The organism is Polaromonas sp., assembly GCF_030689685.1.
In the GTDB taxonomy this organism is placed as follows: Bacteria; Pseudomonadota; Gammaproteobacteria; order Burkholderiales; family Burkholderiaceae_C; genus Polaromonas.
In genome coordinates this window covers 14,846-37,418 of record NZ_JAUYEY010000067.1, presented here as the reverse complement: position 1 = coordinate 37,418, position 22,573 = coordinate 14,846, and the positions used below count along the sequence as shown (strand labels likewise).

The following is a 22,573-nucleotide window of genomic DNA, read 5'->3' as shown; positions in this document are numbered from 1 at the left end:
CTCAGGCGATATCGCGCGCCAGGCGCAGACCGCTGAACTGCCACTGCGCGTCGGGCGGAAAAAAATTGCGATAACTGGCGCGGATGTGGCTTTGCGGCGTTGCACAGGAGCCGCCGCGCAGCACAAACTGATTGCACATGAACTTGCCGTTGTACTCGCCGACCAGGCCTTCCCAGGGTTTGTAGCCGGGGTAGGGGTTGTAGTTGGACTGCGTCCACTCCCAGACATCGCCGAACATCTGCGCCGGGCTGCCGGGGCTTTGCTGCTGCAGCGGGATCGGGTGGTAGGCGGCGCCCTCGACAAAGTTGCCCTGTGCCATCTGCTGGGCTGGCACGCTGCGTGCCGCCAGTTCCCATTCAAATTCGGTCGGCAGCCGCGCACCGGCCCAACGCGCGTAAGCGTCGGCTTCAAAATAGCTGAGGTGGCACACCGGGGTGTGCGCGTCCACCTGCACCCCGCCCTGCAGCGTGAAGTTCTGGTAACCGCCACCGTCGGCGCGCGCCTGCCAGTACATCGGCATGGCTGCACGCGTGGCCTGTACCCAGTCCCAGCCCATAGACAGCCACAACTCGGACCGGTGGTAGCCGCCGCCTTCAATGAAGGCCATCATTTCGCCGTTGGTGACCAGCTTGCTGCCGATTTCAAAGGGCGCTGTATAAACCTTGTGGCGCGGCGTTTCATTGTCGAAAGCAAAGGTGCCGTCCAGCGACTCCTGAAAACCATGCTCCAGCAATCCGCCTTCAAAGGCTATCCAGCGCAGCGGCTGCGGGCTGATGCCGGCCAGCGGCCATTGGCGCGCATACGCCGGCCGTGCCGGGTTGAAGGACAGCGCGTGTTTGATATCGGTCAGCAACAACTCCTGATGCTGCTGCTCGTGGTGCAGGCCCAGCGTGAGCAGCGCTCCCAGCTCCGCATCATGCGGATACCGGGCCAGCAGGGCGAGGATTCGTTCATCTACTTCCGCCCGATAGTCCAGCACCTGCTCCAACGTCGGGCGGCTGATCAGCCCGCGCTGCGGGCGCGGGTATTTATCGCCGATGCCGTTGTAATAGCTGTTGAACAGCACCCGGAAAGCCGCGTCAAAGGGTTTGAAGTCCGGCTCGAAGCGCTCGAGGATGAAGGTCTCAAAAAACCAGGTCAGGTGGGCCAGATGCCATTTGGCGGGACTGGCATCCGGCATGGACTGCAACTGGCAATCTTCGGCGCTCAGCGGTGCGGTCAGTGCGAGCGTCTGTCCGCGTATCTGCCTAAAGCACCGGGCCAGACCGGACAGCGTGGCATCTGCCGGCAGTTTGTGTGAAAGCATGGCGTCCACGGGTGGGAGTCAATTGAACTACCAGCATTTCACGGTTTGTACCGGGCGGATGTCAGACAAGGCGCCGACATCGATCCTGGGCGCCAGTGCCGCATCCACGGCGCGGCGTTCATCGAAAACAAAACACTCGCCGTCGAAGTGTGCATGCCCCTTATCCTCGAAATATTTCAGGATCCCGCCATCGAGCTGGAACACATTCTCTACACCGGCTTCGCGCATGAAGATCGCGGCTTTTTCGCAGCGTATCCCGCCGGTGCAAAAACTCACCACGGTCTTGCCTTGCAGCTCATGGCGATGGTCCAGCAGGGCCTGCGGGAATTCGGTGAATTTGCTGATGCGCCAGTCCAGTGCGTTTCTGAAGCTGCCGACATCGGCTTCAAAATCATTGCGCGTGTCCAGGGTCACCACAGGCCGGCCGTTGTCGTCCTGTCCGGTGTCCAGCCAGCGCTTCAGGGTCTTCGCGTCCACCGATGGCGCGCGGCCAGCCGCTGGCCGGATGGCCGGGTGGTCCATGCGGATGATCTCGGGCTTGATTTTGACCAGCAGCTTGCGAAACGGCTGCGCCGTCGACCAGCTTTCCTTGACCTTGAGGTCCTGGAAGCGGGCATCCAAGCGCAGCCACGCCAAAAAATCATGAATATCGCTGCTGCCACCGGCCAGAAAAAGGTTGATGCCTTCCTCGGCCAGCAGCACCGTGCCGCGCAGTGCGCGGCTTTGCGCGGCATCACGCAGCGCGCCCTGCAGCGCCGGCAGGCCGTCCAGTGTGATGAATTTGTAGGCAGCAATGTTCAGAATCTGCATGATGCGGATCATTGTAGGAGGAGGCTCAGGACGAACGGAGGACAGCGATCAGGGATACCGGTTTTTTCAAGCAGACGCAGCGGCCCCTGAGGGGCTGGAGTCTGCGGCTCCAAAGCTGCCTGCGCAGCTTTGGACAGGCGACAGAGGCGAAGCGTCTCGCAAGCCGCGGCCTGCAAGGCCTCGGGAGTTACACGCAGTGAACGACCGTGGGGGCAACATCGCCCCTAGGAGCCTGGGCGGCAGAAGGAACGTCGGCTGCAAAGCGGCCGCGACGGTCCATTTTTCACCGGCTTTTTGCCCCATAGCTACGGCTATTAGGCTGCAAACCCGGCAAAAACTGTCCTCGTCGGGGCCACTTTTCGCTTCGACGCCTTCTGCCGCCCAAGCTCCTAGAATGAAGCCATGTTTGTCCATTTACGTCTTCACACCGAGTTTTCCGTCGTTGACGGCACCAACCGCATCGATGAAATCGTGCAGGCCGCAGCCGCCGACGGCCAGCCGGCGCTGGCCATCACCGACCTGGGCAACCTGTTCGGCACGGTAAAGTTTTATAAGGAAAGCCGCAGCGCCGGCGTCAAGCCGCTGATAGGCGCGGACGTGTGGGTACAGGTGCCCGGCAAGGATGCCACGGCGCCACCGGCGCGGCTGCTGCTGCTGGTGCAGAACCGCCAGGGCTACCTCAATCTGTCGGAGCTGCTGACACGCGCCTGGACCCGTGGCGTGGTGCGCGACCAGGCCGTCATCAGCCTGGAATGGCTGCAGGAGCTTGGCGAGGGCCTGGTTGCGCTGTCGGGCGCGCAAGGCGGAGCAGTGGGGCAGGCGCTGCTGCAGGGCGATGGCCCGCGTGCACTTGAATGTGCGCTGTATTTTGCGGGACTGTTCCCGCACCGCTTTTACATCGAGCTGCAGCGCGCCCAGCGGGTTGACGATGAGCAGCACGTGGTGGCGGCGGTGCAACTCGCTGCCCGGCTCAAGCTGCCGGTGGTGGCCACGCACCCGGTGCAGTTTCTGGGCTACGAAGACTACGAAGCTCACGAAGCCCGCGTCTGTATCGCCGGCGGTGAGATCCTGGGCAATGCGCGGCGCGTGCGCAAGTTCACGCGCGAGCAGTATTTCAAGTCCTCGGCGCAGATGGCCGAGTTGTTTGCCGACCTGCCTTCGGCGCTGGACAACACGCTGGAGATCGCCAAACGCTGCAACCTCAAGCTCGAACTCGGCAAGGCCATGCTGCCTGAATACCCGACCCCGGAGGTCAATGGCGTGCGCATGCCGCCAGACGAATATTTTCGTCATACCTCGTTTGAGGGGCTGGAAGAGCGGCTGAGGCATCTGTACCCCAATGAGGCGATCCGCAATGAAAAGCGGCCGCAATATGTGGAGCGGCTGGAGTTCGAGATCAACACTATCCTCAAGATGGGGTTCCCGGGTTATTTCCTGATCGTCGGCGACTTCATCAACTGGGCCAAGAACAACGGCTGCCCGGTCGGGCCGGGACGCGGCTCCGGCGCCGGTTCACTGGTGGCGTATTCGCTGAAGATCACCGATCTGGACCCGCTGCAGTACAACCTGCTGTTCGAGCGTTTCCTCAATCCGGAGCGGGTGTCCATGCCCGATTTCGATATTGATTTCTGCCAGACCAACCGCGACCGTGTGATCGACTATGTGAAAGACAAGTACGGGCATGCGGCGGTCAGCCAGATCGTGACCTTCGGAACCATGGCCGCACGCGCCGCGATTCGCGATGTGGGCCGTGTGCTCGACTTTTCCTACGGCTTTTGCGATGGCATCTCCAAGCTGGTGCCGAACAAGCCCGGCCAGGCCGTGACCCTGCAACTGGTGCCTGCCGACCGCAAGAAAAACGACAAGATGGTCTACGCGCTGGAGGCTGAACCGCTGCTGGCCGAGCGCGAAGCCAAGGAAGAAGACGTCCGCACCCTGCTTGAGCTGGCGCGCAAGCTCGAAGGCCTGACGCGAAACGTCGGCATGCATGCGGGCGGCGTGCTGATTGCACCGGGCAAGCTCACCGACTTCTGCCCCCTGTACCTGCAACCCGGCAGCAGCTCTGCGGTGAGCCAGTTTGACAAAAACGACGTCGAGGCGATTGGCCTGGTCAAGTTCGACTTTTTGGGGCTGGCTACGCTGACCATCCTCGAGCTGGCAAAAGACTTCATCGTCCAGCGGCATCCGGTGCAAAAGGACTTCAAATTCGAGAACCTGCCGCTGGACGACCCCAAGGTCTATGCGCTGTTTGCGGAAGGCAAGACTGAAGCCGTTTTTCAGTTTGAAAGTATCGGCATGCAGCGCATGTTGCGCGACGCCAGGCCGAACCGTCTGGAAGACCTGATTGCGATGAACGCGCTGTACCGGCCGGGTCCGATGGACCTGATCCCGACCTACATCGCCCGCAAGCAGGGCAAGGAAACACCCGAGTACCCGGACCCGCGCGTCAAGCCCATCCTGGAGGAGACCTACGGCATCATGGTCTACCAGGAGCAGGTGATGCAGACCGCGCAGATCCTGGGTGGCTATTCCTTGGGTGGCGCCGACATGCTGCGCCGCGCGATGGGCAAGAAGGACGAGAAAGAGATGGCCTCGCAGCGGGAGATTTTCCGCAAGGGTGCCGGTCTCAACGGCCTGTCGCAGGAGAAGGCCGACGAGGTTTTTGACCTGATGGAGAAGTTCGCCGGCTACGGCTTCAACAAGTCGCACTCGGCCGCCTACGCGCTGCTGGCTTATCACACCGCCTGGCTGAAGTGGCATTACACGGCCGAATTTTTCTGCGCCAACATGACGGTGGAAATAGGTGACACCGACAAGCTCAGGATTCTTTTCGGCGATGCGCAGAAGATGGGCATCAGCTTCGAGTCGCCCGACGTCAACCGTGGCCACTACCGCTTCGAGCCGATCAGCAACACCAGCATCCGTTACGGCCTGGGCGCGGTCAAGGGCACCGGCCAGCAGGCGATTGCCGCCATCGTGGCGGCGCGCGAAGAGGGTGGTGCTTTCACCTCCCTGTTCGACTTCTGTTTGCGCGTCGACAAAACCAAAATGAACAAACGCACGGTCGAAGCACTGATCAAGGCCGGTGCTTTCGACAACCTGCAGCTGAACCGCGCATCACTGCTGGCTTCGGTGGACCGGGCGTTTGAATTTGCCGCCCAGGCCGAAGCCAATGTCGATCAGGGTGGCTTGTTCGACATGGATTCGCACGCAGCGAGCACACAGGAGCCGCCACTGGTCGAGGCCGTGCCTTTCGGCGTGAAGGCGCGCCTGGTGCAGGAGAAAACCGCCATCGGTTTTTATCTTTCCGGGCATCTGTTTGATGAAGTGGAAACCGAGGTGCGGCAGTTCGTCAAACGCACGATCGACGATTTGATTGACTCGCGCGATCAGACCCTGCTGGCAGCCATCGTCAGCGATCTGCGGGTGATCAACGGTAACCGCGGCAAGCTGATCATTTTCAAGCTCGACGACAAGACCGACACGCTGGAAGCTTCGGTGGACGAGGCCACCTTCAACGCCAACCGCAACCTGCTCAAGGACGATGAGCTGGTGATTGTGCAGGGCACGCTTCAGCCTGCATCTGAGCGTTTTGGCCGACGCTTCAAGGTGACGCAGGTCTGGAGCCTGGAGTCGGCGCGTTGCCGCTTCGGCAAATACCTGCGCGTGGCGGTCAACGGCAGTGCGCCGGACGTGCAGCGCATCGTGCGGGACTTTCCGCCGCGCAAGGAAATGTCGGAGCAGGGTGAAGTCAGCCGCGGATTGCCGGTGCGCCTGAGCCTCAAGCGCAGCAGCGTCGTCGCCGAGTTGCAACTCGGTGATGCCGCGAAGTTTTTCCCGACCGATGCGGCGCTGGCAAGCTGGATGGCCCAGGCCGACCAGGGGCTGGCTAAAATAGTTTATGAATGAAATCGGGCTCTAGCCCATACCAGTTGGGCGAGAGCAGCTACTTTATTGATAGCAAATAGTATCGTTGCGACCCGAGCTTACTCCTTGGGCTTGAATTGCAACACCATCGGCGTCGGCACCCGGCCATCCACGTCTTTCGGCATGGTCTCGGTGCGAATGATGGCCTTGATCACGGCATCGTCCCAGGCTTTGTTGCCACTGGACTTGATCAGCCGCTGGCTGATGATGGAGCCGTCAAGCGCGGTACGCACCTCGACCTCGGCCGTCGGATTACCGGAGAGGTCTTCGGTGAACACGATGTTGGGCTTGACCTTGGCGCGTACTTTGCCGCCGTAGCTGGCCGAGGGGCCGCTGGAGGCCAGCGCCGTGCCTTTGGCGTCAGCCCCTCCCGTGGAGCCAGCCAGTTCCCTCATGCGTTTCATGGCTTCATCACGCGTTCTTTTTGCTGCGGCGTCTGCGAGCTTCTGCTTTTCCGCGTCTTTCGTGTCCTGCTTCTTGTCCTCGGCTTTTTTGGCTTCGAGTTTCTTCGCTTCCTCAGCCTTGCGTTTGGCCAGCTCTTCTTTCGCCTTCTGCTCTTTTTCCTTTTTGGCCTGAAGCTCTTTCAGCTTGTCCTGCTCGGCCTTGGCCTGGGCCAGTTCCTCTTCTTTTTTCTTGAGCTCAAGCTTGCGTTTTTTCTCGCGCTCAAGCGCGATGTCCACATCCGGCGCGGGTGGCGGTGGCGGCGCCTTGACCACGGGCTCGGGCGGCGGGGGAGGAGGGGGCGGTGGTGGGGGCGGAGCTTCCACCAGTTTCGGTGCGGCCTCCTGGGGCACGCTGGACCACAGTTCGGCTTCAAATGACAGGTCGGGGTCGCTGCGCTTCCAGTTGATGCCCCAGGTCAGCGCGCCTATCAGCAGCGCATGGACGAGCAAGGCCAGGCCGAAGGACCGCAGCGCACCGGGATCGCGTTGCGGCGCAAGGTCGAGGCGGTCGGCGGGGCTGGGCATTGATGGGGGGAGCTCCGGGTCAGTTGCCGGTTTGCACCGACAGGCCGACGCGGGCCACGCCGGCTTTTTGCAGCGCGTCCATGACCTTGACCACGGTTTCGTACTTGATGGATTTGTCGGCGCTGATCACCACCGGTGTGATCTGCTCGCCGGCCGGAACCGACGGCTGCAGCCGCTTGACGGCTGCGCCGACCTCAGTCAGGCGTGCGGGCACCGACTGGCCTTCCGACCTGATCTGGATGACTTCGTCCTTGCTGATTTCGATCTGGATCGGCCTGGGCGGCTGGCCTGGCGCCTTGCCAACCTTGGGCAGCGCAATCATGCTGGGCGTGATCAGCGGCGCCGTCACCATGAAGATGATGAGCAGCACCAGCATCACGTCGATAAAGGGCACCATGTTGATCTCGCTGATGGTGCGGCGGCCCCGGCCGCGGGAGTTGACTGCTGGCATGTGTGTCTCCTCTCCTAGAGCGGCCGCAGCGCCGGGCCGCCCCAAGCAAGGCAAGCCCCCTCGGGGGGCAGCGTATTACACGAAGTGAAAAGCGTGGGGGTCCACATCTTAGTGGCCGGAGGGGGAGGTCGCACCCAGATTGCGCTGCAGGATGTTGGAGAACTCCTCGATGAAGGTCTCCAGCTTGTTGGCGACGCGGTCGATGTCGTGGGCAAAGCGGTTGTAGGCCACCACCGCCGGAATGGCCGCAAACAGGCCAATGGCGGTGGCCACCAGCGCTTCAGCGATGCCGGGCGCCACGGCAGCCAGCGTGACCTGCTCCAGAGCCGCCAGGCCGGTGAAGGCGTGCATGATGCCCCAGACCGTGCCGAACAGGCCGACATAAGGAGAGACCGAGCCAACCGTTGCCAGAAAAGAAAGGTTGGACTCGACCGCATCGACCTCGCGCTGGTAACTGGCGCGCATGGCGCGGCGGGCGCCGTCCAGCAGGGTGCTGGGGTCGGCCATGCGGCGCTCACGCAGCTTCTGGAACTCGCGCATACCGCTGGCAAAAATGCGTTCCATGGGGCCGCTGCTTTTGGCGTTTTGCGTAGCCGCAGCGTACAGGTCGTTCAGGCTGGTGCCGGACCAGAACTCGCGGTCAAATTCGTCGTTGAGCGACTGCACGCGCTTGAGTGAGATGATCTTGCGGAAGATCGCTGCCCAGCTTGCAATCGACACGCCGACCAACAAAGCCACCACGCCCTGGACCACCCAGCTGGCGTTGAGGAGGAGGTTGACGATGGATAAATCCTGATTCATGTTGTGGTTTCCAGACGGTCGAGGAGGTGAGCAGGAATTCTTGCAGGTTTCAGAACAGCGGCGTCAACCCAGCCAATGCGTATCGTGTCTTCACACAACAGCACCTGTGCGTGCTCTGATTTTAATAGCGCACTTTGACCGATTATCAAGGACGCGCGGCCTTTTTCGATCAGGCTGGCGGTAACAATCAGTTCGTCGTCAAGACGCGCGGGCCGGTGATAATGCACATTGGTTTCCGTCACCACAAACATGCCGCCGGTACGCTCGCGCAGTGCCTGTTGTTCAATCCCCAGTGATCTGAGCCATTCGGTACGCGAGCGTTCAAAAAATTTCAGGTAGTTGGCGTAAAACACGATGCCGCCGGCATCGGTGTCTTCCCAGTACACGCGCAGCGGCCACTGGAAGGCGGCCGGCTTAAGCAAGCACCGCCTCCAATCGTGCGACAGCTTCTTTCAGTTGTGCCATCGAACTGGCTGTGGAAAAGCGGATGTAGCGCTCGGGCGCCATGGTTCCGAAGTCACGGCCCGGTGTCACGGCCAGGTGCGCGCGCTTCATCAGTTCGAAAGCGAAGTCCCAACTGCCTGACACACCCAGCCGTTTCGCGGCATCCGTGCAGTCAGCGTAGGCATAAAACGCCCCGTCCGGCGTCACCGGTACCGTCAGGCCAAGGCGATTCAACTCGGGAATAAAGTAGTCGCGCCTGGCCCGGAACTCGGCGCGGCGCCGCTCGTATTCGGCCAGGCTCTCGGGCTCGAAGCAGGCCAGCGCCGCGTGCTGCGCCACCGTACTGGGGCAGATGAACAGGTTTTGCGCAATACGCTCGATCACCGGCGCGAGCTCTTCGGGCACCACCAACCAGCCCAGGCGCCAGCCGGTCATGTTGAAGTACTTGCTGAAGCTGTTGATGCTGATGATGCTTTGGCCCAAGCCATCCCCCATGGCCAGTGCGGTGTGACCGAAGTCTTCTTCGTAACTCAGGCCCAGGTAGATTTCGTCGACCAGCGTGATGCCGCCGCGGCTGTGCACAAATTCGTGGATGCGACGCAGTTCATCCGGGGCAATCGAGGTGCCCGTGGGATTCGAGGGCGAAGCCAGCAGGACACCGCGCGTGTGGTCGGTCCACGCCGCCTGCACCTTGGCGCTGCTGAGCTGGAAGCGTTCATCGACTGTGGTCGGCACCAGCACCGCATTGCCTTCGGCGGCGCTGACAAAATGCCGGTTGCAGGGGTAACTCGGGTCCGGCATCAGGATGTCGTCGCCGGCCTCGATCAGCGCCAGGCAGGCCAGTTGCAGCGCCGCCGATGCGCCGGCGGTGACGATGATGCGGGACGGCGCCACATCTGCCTGAAACCGTGTAGCGTACCAACTGCTGATACGCTCACGCAGGCTCTGCAGGCCGGTGGCCTGGGTGTACTGCGTGTTGCCATCGTGGATGGCGCGTGCTGCGGCCTGCTGGACCAGCGGCGGCGCGGTGAAGTCCGGCTCGCCAATGTTGAGGAAGATCATGGGCCGGGACGTGTGCGCGACCTCCCTGGCCAGGCTGGCCGCCGCCTTGGCGACTTCCATCACGTAAAAAGGCTCAATGCGCTGGGCGCGCCGGGCGATCCGCAGGGGCGTCATGCTGCGTATCATGCTTTTTTGTCGGCAGCCACTTCGGCTGCCCGAAAGCTGGGCGCCAGCTTGTGCAGCACGCCGTTGACGTATTTGTGGCCGTCGGTACCGCCAAAAGCCTTGGCCAGTTCAATGCACTCGTTGATGACAACGCGGTAAGGCACGTCCAGGCAGTGCTTGAATTCATAGGCGCCAATCCACAGCACCGCGTGTTCGACCGGCGAGATCTCAGCCATCTTGCGATCCAGCAGCGGCATGAAGCTGTCGTCGAGTGCAGCCGCTTCGCTGATGCAGCCGTGCAGCAAGGCGTCGTAGTGCGCGGAGTCCGCCTTGTGAAAGCCGACCAGGTCGCGGGTGAAGGCGTCAATAGCCGCCGCTTCGTTACGCCCCACCAGGTGCTGGTACAGCGCCTGCAGCGCAAATTCGCGCGCGCGGGTGCGGCCTGATTTGTCGGCCGCTTTTTTCACGCCGGTGTCGGTCAGGCCAGTGCGGGTTTGTGGCGGGCGCTTGGATTTGCTGGAGGTCTTTTCAGTCATGGCGCTCTTGTGTGGGGGGGGTAGGCATCACGCCAGTTCATTGAGCAGATTGGCCATCTCGACCGCTACACGCGCCGCGTCTCGGCCTTTGTCGGTTTGGCGGGCTTCGGCCTGCGCCACGTTTTCAACGGTCAGGATGGCGTTCGCGATAGGCAACTGGTAGTCCAGCGCCAGGCGGCTGACCGAGGCGCCGCTTTCATTGGCAACCAGCTCGAAATGATAGGTTTCGCCGCGGATGATGCAGCCCAGCGCGATCAGCGCATCGTACTGGTCGCGTTCGGCCAGGGCCTGCAGCGCCGTTGGCACCTCCAGTGCGCCAGGCACCTTGACGTGGGTGATGTTTTTCTCCTCGACACCCAGGGCCAGAAGCTCTTGCCAGCAGGCTTGTGCCAGGGCGTTGGTGATGCCTTCATTGAAGCGCGCCTGCACAATGCCGATGGCCAGTTTTTTGCCGTCGAGCTTGTCAGCTTTTCCCTTGTCTGCACCAAACACGTTTACTCCTTTGGGTTTTTGGCGATGTAGCCGGTAATTTCAAGTCCGTAACCCGTCATGCTGGGCATGCGGCGGGGGTTGCCCATCAGTTCCATCTTGTGGACGCCGCACTCGCGCAGGATTTGCGCGCCCACGCCGTAAGTGCGCAGGTCCATGCGGCCGCGCTCGGGCGCCTGGCTGGCGCGCGCCGTGCCTTCAAACTGCGCCAGCAACTGGGCCGCGCTTTCGCCGCAATTGAGCAGCACCGCCACACCCTTGCCTGCCTTTGCCAGGTGCGCCAGACTTTGGTCCAGGCTCCAGGAATGCATGGAGCGGGCGGTTTCCAGGGCGTCCAGCACGGACAGCGGCTCGTGCACGCGCACGGCCACGGTTTCGCCTTCGGCCCATGGGCCCTTGACGAGCGCCAGGTGCAGCCCCTGGCTGGGCTTGTCCTTGAAAGCATGCACGGCAAACTCGCCGAAGGCGGTCTGGATGGTGCGTTCGCCGATTTTTTCGATCAGTGAATCATGGCGGCTGCGGTGCTCGATCAGGTCGGCGATGGTGCCGATTTTCAGGCCGTGTTCTGCGGCGAAGACTTGCAAGTCCGGCAGACGCGCCATGGTGCCGTCGTCCTTCATGATCTCGCAGATCACGGCAGACGGCGAGCAGCCGGCCATGCCGGCGAGGTCGCAGCCCGCTTCGGTGTGGCCGGCGCGCATCAGCACGCCCCCATCAACCGCCTGCAGCGGGAAAATATGGCCGGGCTGGACCAGGTCGCTGACCTGCGCGTCCCTGGCCACGGCGGCTTGCACCGTGCGGGCCCGGTCCGCTGCGGAAATACCGGTGGTCACACCCTCGGCGGCCTCGATCGACACGGTGAAGGCGGTACCCATCTTGGTCCCATTGCGCGCCACCATGGGCGGCAACTGCAGTCTTTCGCAGCGCTCGCGCGTGAGCGTCAGGCAAATCAGGCCGCGGCCGTAGCGGGCCATGAAGTTGATGGCTTCGGCGCTGACATGGTCTGCGGCCAGTACCAGGTCACCTTCATTTTCGCGGTCTTCCTCATCGACCAGGATGACCATGCGGCCGGCGCGCATGTCAGCCACGATGTCTTCAACAGGGGAGATGGCGATCATCATGGGTCAGGTGTTCTTTCCGTTTTGGAGCATGCGTTCGACATAACGCGCGACGAGGTCGATTTCGAGGTTGACCTGCGATTGGACGCGCAGGTGACCCAACGCCGTGTTCTGCACGGTGTGGCTGATCAGGTTGATGCTGATCTCGCAGCCGGGCGCCGCGCCGTCGAGGTCGGCCACCCGGTTGACCGTCAGGCTGACGCCATTGACGGTGATGGAGCCCTTGTAGGCCAGGTATTTGGCCAGTTCCCTGGGCGCCAGAATCCGCAATTCCCAGCTTTCCCCTATCTGCGCAAAATGCGTGATGGTGCCGACGCCGTCCACATGGCCGGCGACGATGTGGCCACCCAGGCGGTCATGGGCGCGCAAGGCTTTTTCAAGATTGATGGGGCCAGCTTCCGCCAGACCACTGGTTTTTTTCAGCGACTCGGTAGAAATTTCGATGGAAAACTGGTTTTTTTCGAGAGTCAGCGTCGTGACCGTCATGCAGGCGCCGTTGAGCGCGATGCTGTCACCCAGGCCCACGTCGTCGAGGTAGCCCGCCGGCGCCTCGATGTCGAGGCGCTTGCCGTGGTCCAAAGAGCTGCCCAGGCGATGGACAGCGACGATGCGCCCCACGCCGGTAATGATTCCGGTAAACATGGGCGTATTTTCGCAGAGATTGCCGCAGCGTATGGCGCGGCTCCGTAATCAGGGCTTAAAAGGAGTCGCGCCCGCGAACCCTGGCGACAATGCGCAGGTCGGGGCCGAGACGCTCGCTGGAGCGGAAATCCAGTTCCACCGCATGCGAAAGCTCGGTAATCGGTCCAAAGCTGGCCATGCCGCTGCCTTGGCCTATCAGCTTGGGGGCGAGGTAGACCAGAAACTCATCGACTAGACCCTCGCGGATCAGCGACCCATTGAGTTTGTGTCCGGCTTCTACATGCAGCTCATTGACCTCGCGGCGCGCCAGGTCGTGCAGCATGGCCGCCAGGTCCACCTTGCCATTGACGCCCGGCTGGTAAACGACGGTGGCGCCGCGTGCCTCCAGTGCCGCCTTTTTGGCGCCGTTTTGCTCCGCTGCGTAGATGTAGATGGTGCGGCCGGGGATGAAAAGCTGCGCGTCCAGCGGCGTTTCCAGCCGGCTGTCGACCACCACCAGGTGCGGCTGGCGCGGCGTGTCCACCAGCCGCACGTCGAGGCGGGGGTCGTCTTCCAGCACCGTGCCAATCCCGGTCAGCACGGCACATGAGCGCGCCCGCCAGGCATGACCGTCCGCGCGGGCGGTGTCCGACGTGATCCACTGGCTGGCGCCGTTGTCCAGCGCGGTCTTGCCGTCCAGCGAGGCCGCGACTTTCATGCGAACCCAGGGGGTCTTGCGGACCATGCGGCTGAAAAAGCCGATGTTCAGTTCGCGGGACTCGGCGGCGCCGGGGCCGACCTCAACCGCGATGCCGGCAGCCCGCAGCCGCGCAAAACCCTGTCCTGCAACCAGCGGATTGGGGTCCGCGATGGATGCCACTACCTTTTTGATGCCAGCGGCGATCAAGGCGTCGCAGCAGGGGCCGGTGCGGCCGTGATGGGAGCAGGGCTCCAGGGTGACGTAGGCGGTGGCGCCAGCAACATCGTGGCCCTTCAAGGCCGCGTCACGCAGTGCCATGATCTCGGCGTGTGGGCCGCCGGCGGCTTGGGTGTGGCCTTGGCCGAGAATGCGTCCGTGAGAGTCTGGGATCAAGCAACCCACGCTCGGGTTAGGTGGACTGGGCAGTCGTGCGCGCAATGCCAGTTGCAAGGCTTGCTGCGTCTCGTTGGTCAATGCAAGATGAGTTGAATTTGTCATGTGCCGCTTAGCTAGGTGCGATAACCGTTCGTCGGTACTGTACCCGCTGGTCTGCCTCGCTTGCGTAACATCCTCTATATGGACAGAGAAACTTCGTTTGGGTTAGGGGATATGGGCCAGCAATCCCGAATCAGACTTTTGCCGAAAATCGGGTGGTTTTCGGCGGGATTTACTCTTATTGAGCTGATGGTAGTGGTCGTGATCGTGGCTATTTTGGCAGCCCTCGCCGCGCCTTCTTTTGCCGACATGTTGCGACGCAACCGTCTTTCCGCAGCGGTATCCGCGTTGCAAGTGTCTCTCAGCCTGGCAAGGTCGGAGGCTGTCAAGCGCGGTGCCGACGCGCGAGTCACGGTTGCAGCAAATACTGTAGCTGGCGTCTGGGTCAACGGCTGGACGGTATTTGTGGATGGTACAGGGACCGCTAACGCAGGGGTGGCTCCAACGGCCGATACGACGGGCGTTACAGGCGTGACTCGCGTGGAGGTAGTTTCAGCGCCATCGGGACCTATCAGCACAGGGCAAACGGGAACACTCAATTACTTTACCTACAACGGAGTGGGGCGATTGATTACCACGACAGGAGCGTCGGCCAATCGGTCGTTTTGGTTCTTTGACGATACCAGTGAACGACATTGTCTTGTTCTTAACGTGTCAGGTCGTGTACGAACCACCCGTGTGGCCAGCGGTGCAAGCTGCCCTACGGACTAGAAGTGTAGAAGCAACCTCATATGACAAAAGAGCCTCACTTCTTCCCGCGTGCACCAAAACGCGCTACCAAGGCGACCAATAAGCAGGTAGGCTTCAGCTTGATAGAAGTTTTGGTCACCATGGTGATTCTGTCGTTTGGACTGTTGGGCGTCGCTGGACTGCTGGTCAAGGGTATATCCAATGCTGCGGCGTCCGAAGCTATGTCCAAAGCCAGCCAACTGGCCGCAGACATGGCTGACCGGATTCGCGCCAATCCGACGGTGGCATTGTCTGCAACCAGCCAATACATTACGGCTTACGCAGACACGCCGCCCGCCAGTCCTACAACAATAGCCATGAAGGATAAAAAAGAGTGGCTGGAGGCCCTAGCGGTTCAATTGCCGCAGGGTGACGGAAAAATCACCAATACCGTCTCCGGTGGTGCTCGCAAACTGGAGATTGAGGTGCGCTGGTCCAATTGCCTGGGAACCTTGAGTGAAGCCGCGACCACCGCGTGTACGGATAATTCAGTTGCAGCTTTCCAAACTTTTGTTTTTGAGTTGCGGCTATGAGGAAATTTCAAAGTAGTCGTCGTGGCAGTGGGCAAAGGGGGTTTACGCTGATCGAGCTAATGATTTCGCTCGTGTTAAGTATGGCCGTGCTTATAGGACTGTCTTCGGTGTATGTTGCGGTAAAAAGCGCCTTTCGCTTTCAGGAGAGTACTGGCCGATTGCAGGAAGACGCGAATTTTGCACTGGATACCATCGCAAGAGAGCTTCGCATGGCTGGTTTTGCGGGTTGCTCCGGCATCCAGACGCTGACGGTGGCGGGTGTGACGACTCGTTATCCGGGCAATGTCCTGGCGTCGTCAAATCCGAACACCATCAGCGGCCCCAATCCGTTGGCAACTGTTGAATCCGGCAACGCGGAGGTGACGGTGCAGCCCTTCACGTCGCTTAATTTCATTCGCGGTTTTGACAGCGTGCCAAGCGCGATGTTCTCGTCTGGAGCGGTTCCTGCATCCAATGGCACAGACAGCCTATTTTTCGCGGGCGGCGGCGCTAATACTGTTGGCGTCACGGTGGAGATGCCGTCAGGCAATTCGCCGTTGACTATTTCTTCCAATGTGTATGGCTGGAGCGGTGCAAACACCATGATCGTTTCTGATTGCAATTCATCCAGCATTTTTGAGGGGACGGTGAGTACCAGCGCAGGCGTTACAACCATTGCCCACGACGGAACCGGCAACAGTGCGGACACATTCACCAACAGCTACCAGTTTGGTCCTCCTATCACCTCCGGCGCGAGCGCCCGAGCTGGGGCGATTGTCATGTTGGCGCAATGGAATTTTTTTTATGTCGCAACCCGCAGTGGTTCTTCCACGCCTAGTCTGTATCGAATTACTTTCAATGGCATAAGCAGATCCAACCCTGAAGAGCTTGTGTCTAACGTAGAAAGCATGCAACTGCATTATGGTGAAAATACCCAGGTAGATGCTAGCGGGTCCGCTACGCTTGTCGCTGATGAGTGGCGTAGCTCTGCGGCAACTGTGACTGACTGGGGGCGCATCGTTGCAGTACGTGTAGGGCTGATGATGGTCAGCGCAGAGGACCACACCAGCCCCGATGTTGCGTTGACGACACCCACATTGTTGGGGCAAGCCTATTCCCTGCCTACTGGCTCATCGACCAACCGGCTTCGTAAAGAGTTTTCCACTACCGTGGTTATGCGCAACAGTGTTGCAGCACGATAGAGGGACGGACAGACCATATGCCAGATAGCCACATTGCAAGTATTTTCCTTCGAAACCAGCACGCTGTGGATTTAGTGCGAAGACCGTTTTCATGTCGCCTTCCGCTCCAGAGGAAATCGCAGCGCGGCATGACCTTGATTATTGGTTTGGTTTTGTTGGTCATGCTCATATCAATCGGCATGATTGGTTTTCGTAACACGACCCTGTCCGGACGCATGACAGGTAACCTGCTGGATCGAAATGTTTCTTTCCAGTCCGCCGAAAGTGCGGGCAAAGAAGCTTTGCAGGTTATTGAGAGTGGCGGATTTTCGACGGCCGCACTCGGCCATTACGACCCCCCATTCAGCGAGGGTGACAATGGAAATTTCTGGACGCAAGGCGCAGGAGCGACAGTTGCAGCAGGTGCATGCGTTGCAACGACCCCGTTCAGCTGGACAAGCTGTGCTGCGTCTGTGGGCACGCCTTATGCCAACAACTCCGAGAGTGCGAAATATGTGATTGAGTTAGTGAGTACTGTGGTAGGTGCCACTACCACTGCTCGCACATACAGAGTGACTGCACGCAGTACCGGCGGATCAGGCGCTGCAGAGTCCATTGTGCAGGTCATGTATGTCCAGACGACAACGCCATAGCAAGTTTTAAGGGGTTCACCATGAACAAGCCAGCAATTTTTTCGGAAAACAAACCTGTGATTGGCCTGGGCATGGGGCCGCGAAGGGCGTGGACTGTGCCAGCGAATTGGCGGCAGCGGGTTGTCTCCACCGTCTGGTACCTTGCAGCGCTGGTTTTAGCGCTGGCGCTGGGCGGCATGCCGCTGAAAAGCGCAAATGCGCAAACCACCGTGAGTATTGCAGGTGTACCGCTGTTGGCTCTGAAAAGTGCGCCTGGTCTTGTCATGTTGACCATGAGCAAGGACCATCGACTTTTTTATGCCGCCTACAACGATGCCAGCGATCTGAATGCCGACGGCATACCTGACGTCGGGTTCAAGCCCTCCATTACCTACTATGGCAACTTCGCGTCGGATCGCTGTTATTTGTACGACTCGGGTAACTCAAGATTCAGTCCTAAAGATGTAGCCAAGAGCAGTGACGGGTGTTTGACGGCTTCATCAAGCGCGCGGTGGCACGGAAATTGGCTGAACTGGGCCACGACTTCGCGCATGGATGCGCTTCGCCGCGTACTGTACGGAGGTCATCGCGTGTCAGACCCCACCTCAGCGTCAGGCACCACGGTTTTACAAGGGGCGTTTATTCCCCAGGACAGCCATGTCTGGGGCAAAGAATACAGGCCGGTGACGGGGCGCGACAGCTACAACATCACCCACTACACCGACCTCGCGGCGCCCGCAGCGGGCAAGCAGCATCTGTTTGCCGTGAGAAGTGATGCTTACGCATCAGGGACTACGCCTGCGAATGCGGGTTCGGGTGTCTATCCATTTCCAATGCCAGCCCCGAGACTGCGGGTGATACTTAATGCCGATCAGGTTACCAATCGCATCTGGAACTGGACTTCTGCAGATGGCAATGCCAATATTGCCGCCAGTACTGCCTTTGGTATCACCAGTACAGCCTACACCCTTAGGGTCGAGGCCTGCGTTACCTTGAGCGGCGCCCGGGAAACAGGCTGTACGGGGTACCCTGCAGCGGCACCTGTTATATGGAAGCCAACGGGTGTGTTGCATGACTATTCGGTCAGCGACCAACTGAAATTTGGCTTGCTCACTGGTTCATTCAGGAACAATTACTCTGGCGGGGTTGTCCGTCGCAACATTGCCAAATTTTCAGATGAGGTAACTCCTTCCAATGGCGTTTTTCGGCAGGTGACCGAAGGCACGGCGACGGTTGACGGTATAGCCCGAACCATCGACCGCATTTCCATCTATGGCTGGAAAGGGGACGGATATTACTGCAATAACAATTTCAATTCATTGCAGATAGAAGGTGCTTGCCCTTCATGGGGGGCTCCTATCGGGGAAATGATGTACGAAGGGCTACGTTATTTTGCGGGGAAAGGCTCGGGATTTTCGGCATATGCGAATGGTGTCAATGTCAACAATTCACCGGACTCAAGGCTTCAACTGCCATTGATGGGCACGGGCTCCTCACCGTGGCAAAACCCTTTCAGGGCCAAAGCGGATGGGGGCAGTCCCATCTGTTCGCGTCCTGTACAGATGGTGATTGCGGACGCGGTGACCACATTTGACAATGACGGGATTCCGGGGGCGTACTTTCCGGTACTGGCGCAAATGGGCAACCCGCTTGCTCCTCCCCAAGGCGACCTTGCCGGGGTGAATGTGACCACCCAATCCAACATCATCTGGGGCCCCCCGCCGGTGACGTCTCCGGTTACAAAGTCGGAAAATCTGGGGACACGGAACGTCTTCATTGGCCAGTCGGGCACGCTCAGTGACGGAAACCCTACGGCGAAACCTGCCAGTTCTTTTGCGCAGCTCCAGGGACATGTGCCGGACGCCACGCAGTCGCGCGGGAGTTTTTATTCTGCGGCGATAGCGCGTTTTGGAAAAGTAACAGGCTTCCAGATTGGCAACCCCCCATCGGTGCCCATGACGACGACCAACGCAACAGTAGACACCATTGCTGTGGTTCTTGGTAGCGTAGTGCCAAAAATCGAAATTTCATACAACGGTAAAACAGTCTCAATGGTTCCTGTTTCCAAATCGGTAGGTCCCAGCAACCTCGTCAGCAGTTCAGCCTATGGCGCGTTTCAGCCAACGGGTTCCATCACCGGCTTTTACCTGGACACTTTCAACAACACCAGCGGAACCACGGGGCCCGACTACAACGCAGCCATCAACGGCGGGCGGCCAACGATGTCTTTTGTCGTGAACTTTTCTGACACCGACGCTGGCGGCGACAACGAAACCGATGCGGTGGTTGGTTACACCGTCAGTATTAATGCTGCTGGCAAGGTGGTTGTGGCGCTGTCACCTATCAATACAAGTGCTGCCGACATTGAAATGCACCTTGGTTACACCATCACCGGAACGACCAAAGACGGCCTATATCTGGACATGTCCAGCAGGCCCAAAATCGGTAACCCCAGCGTTCGAGTGAATCCTCAAATCAAGTATTACCTGGATACGCTCCTGACTCCGACGGTTCAGGACCCCGCTCCTGCGGACGGGTCTCGAGCCAACAGCACGGTGTTGCCGCACCTTGCCACTTCCCGCACCTTGGATTTCGCGGCAAGTTCGACAGTCTCAGGCTACATACCGCATGACACCTTGTGGTACGCCGCCAAATACGGTGGCGCGGGCCTGCTGGACTCCAACGGTGATCCCACCAATTATTTCAAAGTCAACAATCCAGCCAACCTTCCGGACCAGATGGCCAAGGCCTTCCGTTCTGCTGCTGCATTGGCGGCAGTGGCCAGCACCAGCGTGGTGGGTGTGGGGCAGCGGAGCTTGGGATCAGCCGCCATTTACCAGGCCAACTACGATTCGCTGACATGGACTTCGCGCTTGTACGCTTTTTCCATTGCAACGAGCGGCGCGGTATCTGACACACCTATTTGGGAAGTTTCTTCAAAAATCCCTGTCCCGGCGTCGCGCACCAAGCTGTTTCTTGGCCAGGGGGGAGCAACTGCACCTCTTGCCTTGACTTCTGGCGGCTATGCCACGTTGCCAGGTACTGTGCAAACTGACTTTGTTAACGCCCCAACTTATGAGTACCTTCTAGGCGACAAAACTGGAGAGGAGCGAAGAGGGGGCAATTTCCGAAACCGCGGCAGTACAGCAGCGGCCGATTACGGCTCGGTATTGGGCGATATTGTTAATTCTGATCCGCAAATTATTTCAGCGAAAAATTTGGACTATGCAGCGAGTGACTCGACTTACACAAGTTTTTTGAGTTCAATTAATTTTGAAACGCTCGCAGTGGGGACAAACAGCGGATTTTTCCATATTTTTGATGCAGAGCCGGACGCAACTGGCGGCGGCGAATTGCTCGGTTTTATGCCGCAGGCGGTGAGGGGCAGTGTTAAAAATTTGGCAGACCCAGGCTACCAGCACCAAAATTTTGTGGATGGCTCGATCGCTGTCGGGCACGCCAAGATCACTGTGCCCGGTGATGCCACCACCAATTGGCGGACCGTGGTGGTTGCTGCTGGCGGTAGTGGCGCCAAAACAGTGTTTGCTGTCAATGCCAGTTCAAAAACATTTTCTGCCAACAGCATTTTGTGGGAAATCAATTCGTCCACCTCTGGTGTTGGCACGACATTTGGCAACATCATGGGCCGGCCCGGTATCGGCAAGCTGGCAGACGGAACTTGGGTTGCTATTTTTGGCAATGGCTACAACAGCAGCGCGGGAACAGCGAATCTCTACGTCGTGAGATTAAGCGACGGTAATATTCTCCGGGTCATACCGACCAACGCTTCCCTCACGAGCAATGGTATGGGGGCAGTCGAGCTGGTTCGAAAAACATCGGGCAACCGAGACACGATCGAGTACGTGTACGGCGCGGACTACAAAGGAAATATCTGGCGCTTTGATCCAAGTTCTGGCAGTGCCGGCGCCCTGATTTACACCACCCCGACGGGAAGACCTATCACAGCCGAGATCAAGGTCGGTGCAGCGCCCTTGCACGCTAACACGACGGGTGGCAAGATGATCTACTTTGGAACGGGTAGTTATTTGAGCGCGGCGGACCCGGCCATCACTACAGTGCAGGCGTTGTATGGCATTTATGACGACTTGCTGCATACCCTCAGTTCCACGCCGTTCGTCGCGGAGTCGACGCTGTCGTCGATGACTATCAATATGCCTGCCCCGGTCGGGGGTGTCACCAGTGACGTTCGTACGACATCAGCGGGCGCAACGCCAGATTGGTATACGGTGGCAGGAAAGAAAGGATGGGTGGTACCGTTGACAGGAGCTAATATCACCGCAGGGGAGCGGGTGATAGCTCCACCGGTACGTTATACCGTCTCCGGTGTAGTGGATGCGTTTTTGTTTACCTCGATTGTTCCGAGTGTGGATGATTGCGAAGCCGGATTGGATGCTTGGATCACAGGAGTAGATGCCTTGACGGGTGGATACAAAAAAGTATTCAGCGATATCACTGCAAACTCGGTTCGCATTCGCGGTGGGTCGCCCCGAGGTGTTTTTGTGCTGCAGGACAATGGCCCGCCAGCTCTGTATATCAGTCAGACTATATTTAATGACACTATTTCTACGACGACCTTCTCAACCAGTGTTGGTGGTCAACAAACGGTCTGCATCAATGGGGTTTGTGGAAAAACTCAGGTGCTCCAGATAAATTTAAGGCCTTCAACCACTTCTGGCACCAGCAGCGGAGTTAGTCGGCAGATCTGGCGCCAGCTTAAGTAGGTGACTTGTGGCCGCATTAATCTCAGCAAGAGGGGAGAAAATTGAAAACACGCAAGCACACCAGTGGTTTTACGCTAATTGAATTAATGATTGCTGTGGCCATCATCGGCATTTTGGCTGCGATTGCACTGCCTTCGTACACGTCCTATATTGAGCGTGGACATAGGACCAGTGCGAAAACTGTATTGCTGGAGGCGGCGCAGTTTATGGAGCGGTATAGGGCGGTCAATTTCCGGTACGTTAACAGCGGTGGAGTTGCACCTGCCTTGCCAACCGCGCTTACGCTGTCGCCGACTGCGGGTACAAAACGATATGACGTGGCATTGAGTGGGACCACAACTGCCACATCTTTTACCCTGACTGCAACGCCCTCTGGCTGGACGGACACTGTGTGTGGCAATTTGACGCTGACCAATCTTGGTGTCAAAGGGCAGAGCGTGGGAGATGCCGCCAGTTGCTGGAACAAATAGCTCACTGCAGCTCAGCTCAGCGCCGCACCTCATCAACCAGCGTCTTGAACTCGTCAATATCCTCAAAGCTGCGGTAGACGCTGGCGAAACGCACGTAGGCTACCTTGTCGAGCTTTTTCAGCTCGCGCATCACGAGTTCTCCGAGCCGGGTGGAGGGCACTTCGCGCAGGCCCAGGTTCAGCAGTTTTTCTTCGATGCGTTCTATCGCCGCGTCCACCTGCTCGGTGCTGACCGGGCGTTTGCGCAGGGCCAGGCTCATGGAGCCGAGGATTTTGCTGCGCTTGTACTCAATGCGGCGGCCGTCCTTTTTGACGATGGCCGGGAAGTTGACGTCGGGCCGCTCGTAGGTGGTGAAACGTTTTTCACACGCGCCGCACTGGCGACGGCGGCGTATGAAGTCTGCGTCTTCTGACACCCGGGTTTCGACCACCTGGGTTTCGAGGTTGCCGCAGAAGGGGCATTTCATGCTGCCTT

20 protein-coding genes are annotated in these 22,573 nt (G+C 59.4%); 7 read left to right on the top strand and 13 right to left on the bottom strand.

Going from position 1 to position 22,573, the window contains the following annotated elements; genetic code table 11:
* Nucleotide 1: 1 nt before the first annotated feature.
* A complete protein-coding gene (gene egtB, locus Q8O29_RS15630; protein ID WP_305564409.1) occupies nt 2-1,306 on the bottom strand; it encodes an ergothioneine biosynthesis protein EgtB in 1,305 nt (434 codons plus the stop codon).
* Between the two features lie 27 nt (nt 1,307-1,333).
* Nucleotides 1,334-2,116, bottom strand: coding sequence for a sulfurtransferase (locus tag Q8O29_RS15625; protein ID WP_371134255.1), 783 nt, complete (start codon nt 2,114-2,116; stop codon nt 1,334-1,336).
* A gap of 402 nt (nt 2,117-2,518) precedes the next feature.
* Here Q8O29_RS15625 and dnaE point away from each other — a divergent pair, with 402 nt between their 5' ends.
* On the top strand, nt 2,519-6,025 hold the full coding sequence (gene dnaE / locus Q8O29_RS15620) for a DNA polymerase III subunit alpha (RefSeq protein WP_305564407.1): 3,507 nt from the start codon (nt 2,519-2,521) through the stop codon (nt 6,023-6,025).
* A gap of 77 nt (nt 6,026-6,102) precedes the next feature.
* On the opposite strand, the gene tolA is transcribed toward dnaE, so the two are convergent.
* From tolA to ribD, 10 genes are all read right to left on the bottom strand, one after another.
* Nucleotides 6,103-7,011 (bottom strand): cell envelope integrity protein TolA, encoded by a 909-nt coding sequence (gene tolA / locus Q8O29_RS15615; protein ID WP_305564405.1) that lies wholly within the window; start codon nt 7,009-7,011, stop codon nt 6,103-6,105.
* A 19-nt stretch (nt 7,012-7,030) separates the two neighbouring features.
* On the bottom strand, nt 7,031-7,462 hold the full coding sequence (locus tag Q8O29_RS15610) for an ExbD/TolR family protein (protein ID WP_305564403.1): 432 nt from the start codon (nt 7,460-7,462) through the stop codon (nt 7,031-7,033).
* 108 nt (nt 7,463-7,570) lie between these two features.
* Complete coding sequence (gene tolQ, locus Q8O29_RS15605; protein WP_305564401.1) at nt 7,571-8,263, bottom strand: protein TolQ; 693 nt, start codon at nt 8,261-8,263, stop codon at nt 7,571-7,573.
* Complete coding sequence (ybgC, locus tag Q8O29_RS15600) at nt 8,260-8,685, bottom strand: tol-pal system-associated acyl-CoA thioesterase (protein WP_305564399.1); 426 nt, start codon at nt 8,683-8,685, stop codon at nt 8,260-8,262. Before ybgC ends, tolQ begins: the two co-directional genes overlap by 4 nt.
* Nucleotides 8,678-9,874, bottom strand: a complete 1,197-nt coding sequence (locus Q8O29_RS15595) for a pyridoxal phosphate-dependent aminotransferase (RefSeq protein ID WP_305564464.1) — start codon at nt 9,872-9,874, stop codon at nt 8,678-8,680. Before Q8O29_RS15595 ends, ybgC begins: the two co-directional genes overlap by 8 nt.
* A gap of 17 nt (nt 9,875-9,891) precedes the next feature.
* Complete coding sequence (gene nusB / locus Q8O29_RS15590; protein ID WP_305564397.1) at nt 9,892-10,410, bottom strand: transcription antitermination factor NusB; 519 nt, start codon at nt 10,408-10,410, stop codon at nt 9,892-9,894.
* 27 nt (nt 10,411-10,437) lie between these two features.
* Nucleotides 10,438-10,902 carry a 6,7-dimethyl-8-ribityllumazine synthase gene (gene ribH / locus Q8O29_RS15585; RefSeq protein ID WP_305564395.1) on the bottom strand — a complete coding sequence of 155 codons (465 nt, stop codon included), beginning with the start codon at nt 10,900-10,902 and terminating at the stop codon, nt 10,438-10,440.
* A gap of 2 nt (nt 10,903-10,904) precedes the next feature.
* On the bottom strand, nt 10,905-12,020 hold the full coding sequence (ribBA, locus tag Q8O29_RS15580) for a bifunctional 3,4-dihydroxy-2-butanone-4-phosphate synthase/GTP cyclohydrolase II (RefSeq protein WP_305564393.1): 1,116 nt from the start codon (nt 12,018-12,020) through the stop codon (nt 10,905-10,907).
* A gap of 3 nt (nt 12,021-12,023) precedes the next feature.
* The gene (locus Q8O29_RS15575; RefSeq protein WP_305564391.1) at nt 12,024-12,659 is read right to left on the bottom strand and encodes a riboflavin synthase; all 636 of its coding nucleotides are present in this window, start codon (nt 12,657-12,659) and stop codon (nt 12,024-12,026) included.
* Between the two features lie 55 nt (nt 12,660-12,714).
* A complete protein-coding gene (gene ribD, locus Q8O29_RS15570) occupies nt 12,715-13,836 on the bottom strand; it encodes a bifunctional diaminohydroxyphosphoribosylaminopyrimidine deaminase/5-amino-6-(5-phosphoribosylamino)uracil reductase RibD (protein ID WP_305564389.1) in 1,122 nt (373 codons plus the stop codon).
* 78 nt (nt 13,837-13,914) lie between these two features.
* Between ribD and Q8O29_RS15565 the strand changes: the two genes are divergently transcribed.
* The 6 genes from Q8O29_RS15565 (at nt 13,915) to Q8O29_RS15540 (ending at nt 22,099) form a co-directional block, all read left to right on the top strand.
* A complete protein-coding gene (locus Q8O29_RS15565) occupies nt 13,915-14,544 on the top strand; it encodes a GspH/FimT family pseudopilin (RefSeq protein WP_305564387.1) in 630 nt (209 codons plus the stop codon).
* 20 nt (nt 14,545-14,564) lie between these two features.
* Nucleotides 14,565-15,095 carry a type IV pilus modification protein PilV gene (pilV, locus tag Q8O29_RS15560; RefSeq protein ID WP_305564385.1) on the top strand — a complete coding sequence of 177 codons (531 nt, stop codon included), beginning with the start codon at nt 14,565-14,567 and terminating at the stop codon, nt 15,093-15,095.
* A complete protein-coding gene (locus Q8O29_RS15555; protein WP_305564383.1) occupies nt 15,092-16,276 on the top strand; it encodes a PilW family protein in 1,185 nt (394 codons plus the stop codon). Before pilV ends, Q8O29_RS15555 begins: the two co-directional genes overlap by 4 nt.
* 128 nt (nt 16,277-16,404) lie before the next feature.
* A complete protein-coding gene (locus Q8O29_RS15550; protein WP_305564381.1) occupies nt 16,405-16,908 on the top strand; it encodes a PilX N-terminal domain-containing pilus assembly protein in 504 nt (167 codons plus the stop codon).
* 20 nt (nt 16,909-16,928) lie between these two features.
* Nucleotides 16,929-21,629, top strand: coding sequence for a pilus assembly protein (locus Q8O29_RS15545; protein WP_305564379.1), 4,701 nt, complete (start codon nt 16,929-16,931; stop codon nt 21,627-21,629).
* A 41-nt stretch (nt 21,630-21,670) separates the two neighbouring features.
* Nucleotides 21,671-22,099 (top strand): type IV pilin protein, encoded by a 429-nt coding sequence (locus tag Q8O29_RS15540; RefSeq protein ID WP_305564377.1) that lies wholly within the window; start codon nt 21,671-21,673, stop codon nt 22,097-22,099.
* Between the two features lie 16 nt (nt 22,100-22,115).
* On the opposite strand, the gene nrdR is transcribed toward Q8O29_RS15540, so the two are convergent.
* A complete protein-coding gene (gene nrdR / locus Q8O29_RS15535; RefSeq protein ID WP_305564375.1) occupies nt 22,116-22,565 on the bottom strand; it encodes a transcriptional regulator NrdR in 450 nt (149 codons plus the stop codon).
* Nucleotides 22,566-22,573: the final 8 nt, after the last annotated feature.

What these genes read in the sequence shown, in the direction of transcription:
- egtB (WP_305564409.1), bottom strand. Translation starts at nt 1,306, where the DNA reads ATGCTTTCACACAAACTGCCGGCAGATGCCACGCTGTCCGGTCTGGCC.
- Q8O29_RS15625 (WP_371134255.1), bottom strand. Translation starts at nt 2,116, where the DNA reads ATGCAGATTCTGAACATTGCTGCCTACAAATTCATCACACTGGACGGC.
- dnaE (WP_305564407.1), top strand. Translation starts at nt 2,519, where the DNA reads ATGTTTGTCCATTTACGTCTTCACACCGAGTTTTCCGTCGTTGACGGC.
- tolA (WP_305564405.1), bottom strand. Translation starts at nt 7,011, where the DNA reads ATGCCCAGCCCCGCCGACCGCCTCGACCTTGCGCCGCAACGCGATCCC.
- Q8O29_RS15610 (WP_305564403.1), bottom strand. Translation starts at nt 7,462, where the DNA reads ATGCCAGCAGTCAACTCCCGCGGCCGGGGCCGCCGCACCATCAGCGAG.
- tolQ (WP_305564401.1), bottom strand. Translation starts at nt 8,263, where the DNA reads ATGAATCAGGATTTATCCATCGTCAACCTCCTCCTCAACGCCAGCTGG.
- nusB (WP_305564397.1), bottom strand. Translation starts at nt 10,410, where the DNA reads ATGACTGAAAAGACCTCCAGCAAATCCAAGCGCCCGCCACAAACCCGC.
- ribBA (WP_305564393.1), bottom strand. Translation starts at nt 12,020, where the DNA reads ATGATGATCGCCATCTCCCCTGTTGAAGACATCGTGGCTGACATGCGC.
- Q8O29_RS15575 (WP_305564391.1), bottom strand. Translation starts at nt 12,659, where the DNA reads ATGTTTACCGGAATCATTACCGGCGTGGGGCGCATCGTCGCTGTCCAT.
- ribD (WP_305564389.1), bottom strand. Translation starts at nt 13,836, where the DNA reads ATGACAAATTCAACTCATCTTGCATTGACCAACGAGACGCAGCAAGCC.
- Q8O29_RS15565 (WP_305564387.1), top strand. Translation starts at nt 13,915, where the DNA reads ATGGACAGAGAAACTTCGTTTGGGTTAGGGGATATGGGCCAGCAATCC.
- pilV (WP_305564385.1), top strand. Translation starts at nt 14,565, where the DNA reads ATGACAAAAGAGCCTCACTTCTTCCCGCGTGCACCAAAACGCGCTACC.
- Q8O29_RS15555 (WP_305564383.1), top strand. Translation starts at nt 15,092, where the DNA reads ATGAGGAAATTTCAAAGTAGTCGTCGTGGCAGTGGGCAAAGGGGGTTT.
- Q8O29_RS15550 (WP_305564381.1), top strand. Translation starts at nt 16,405, where the DNA reads ATGACCTTGATTATTGGTTTGGTTTTGTTGGTCATGCTCATATCAATC.
- Q8O29_RS15545 (WP_305564379.1), top strand. Translation starts at nt 16,929, where the DNA reads ATGAACAAGCCAGCAATTTTTTCGGAAAACAAACCTGTGATTGGCCTG.
- nrdR (WP_305564375.1), bottom strand. Translation starts at nt 22,565, where the DNA reads ATGAAATGCCCCTTCTGCGGCAACCTCGAAACCCAGGTGGTCGAAACC.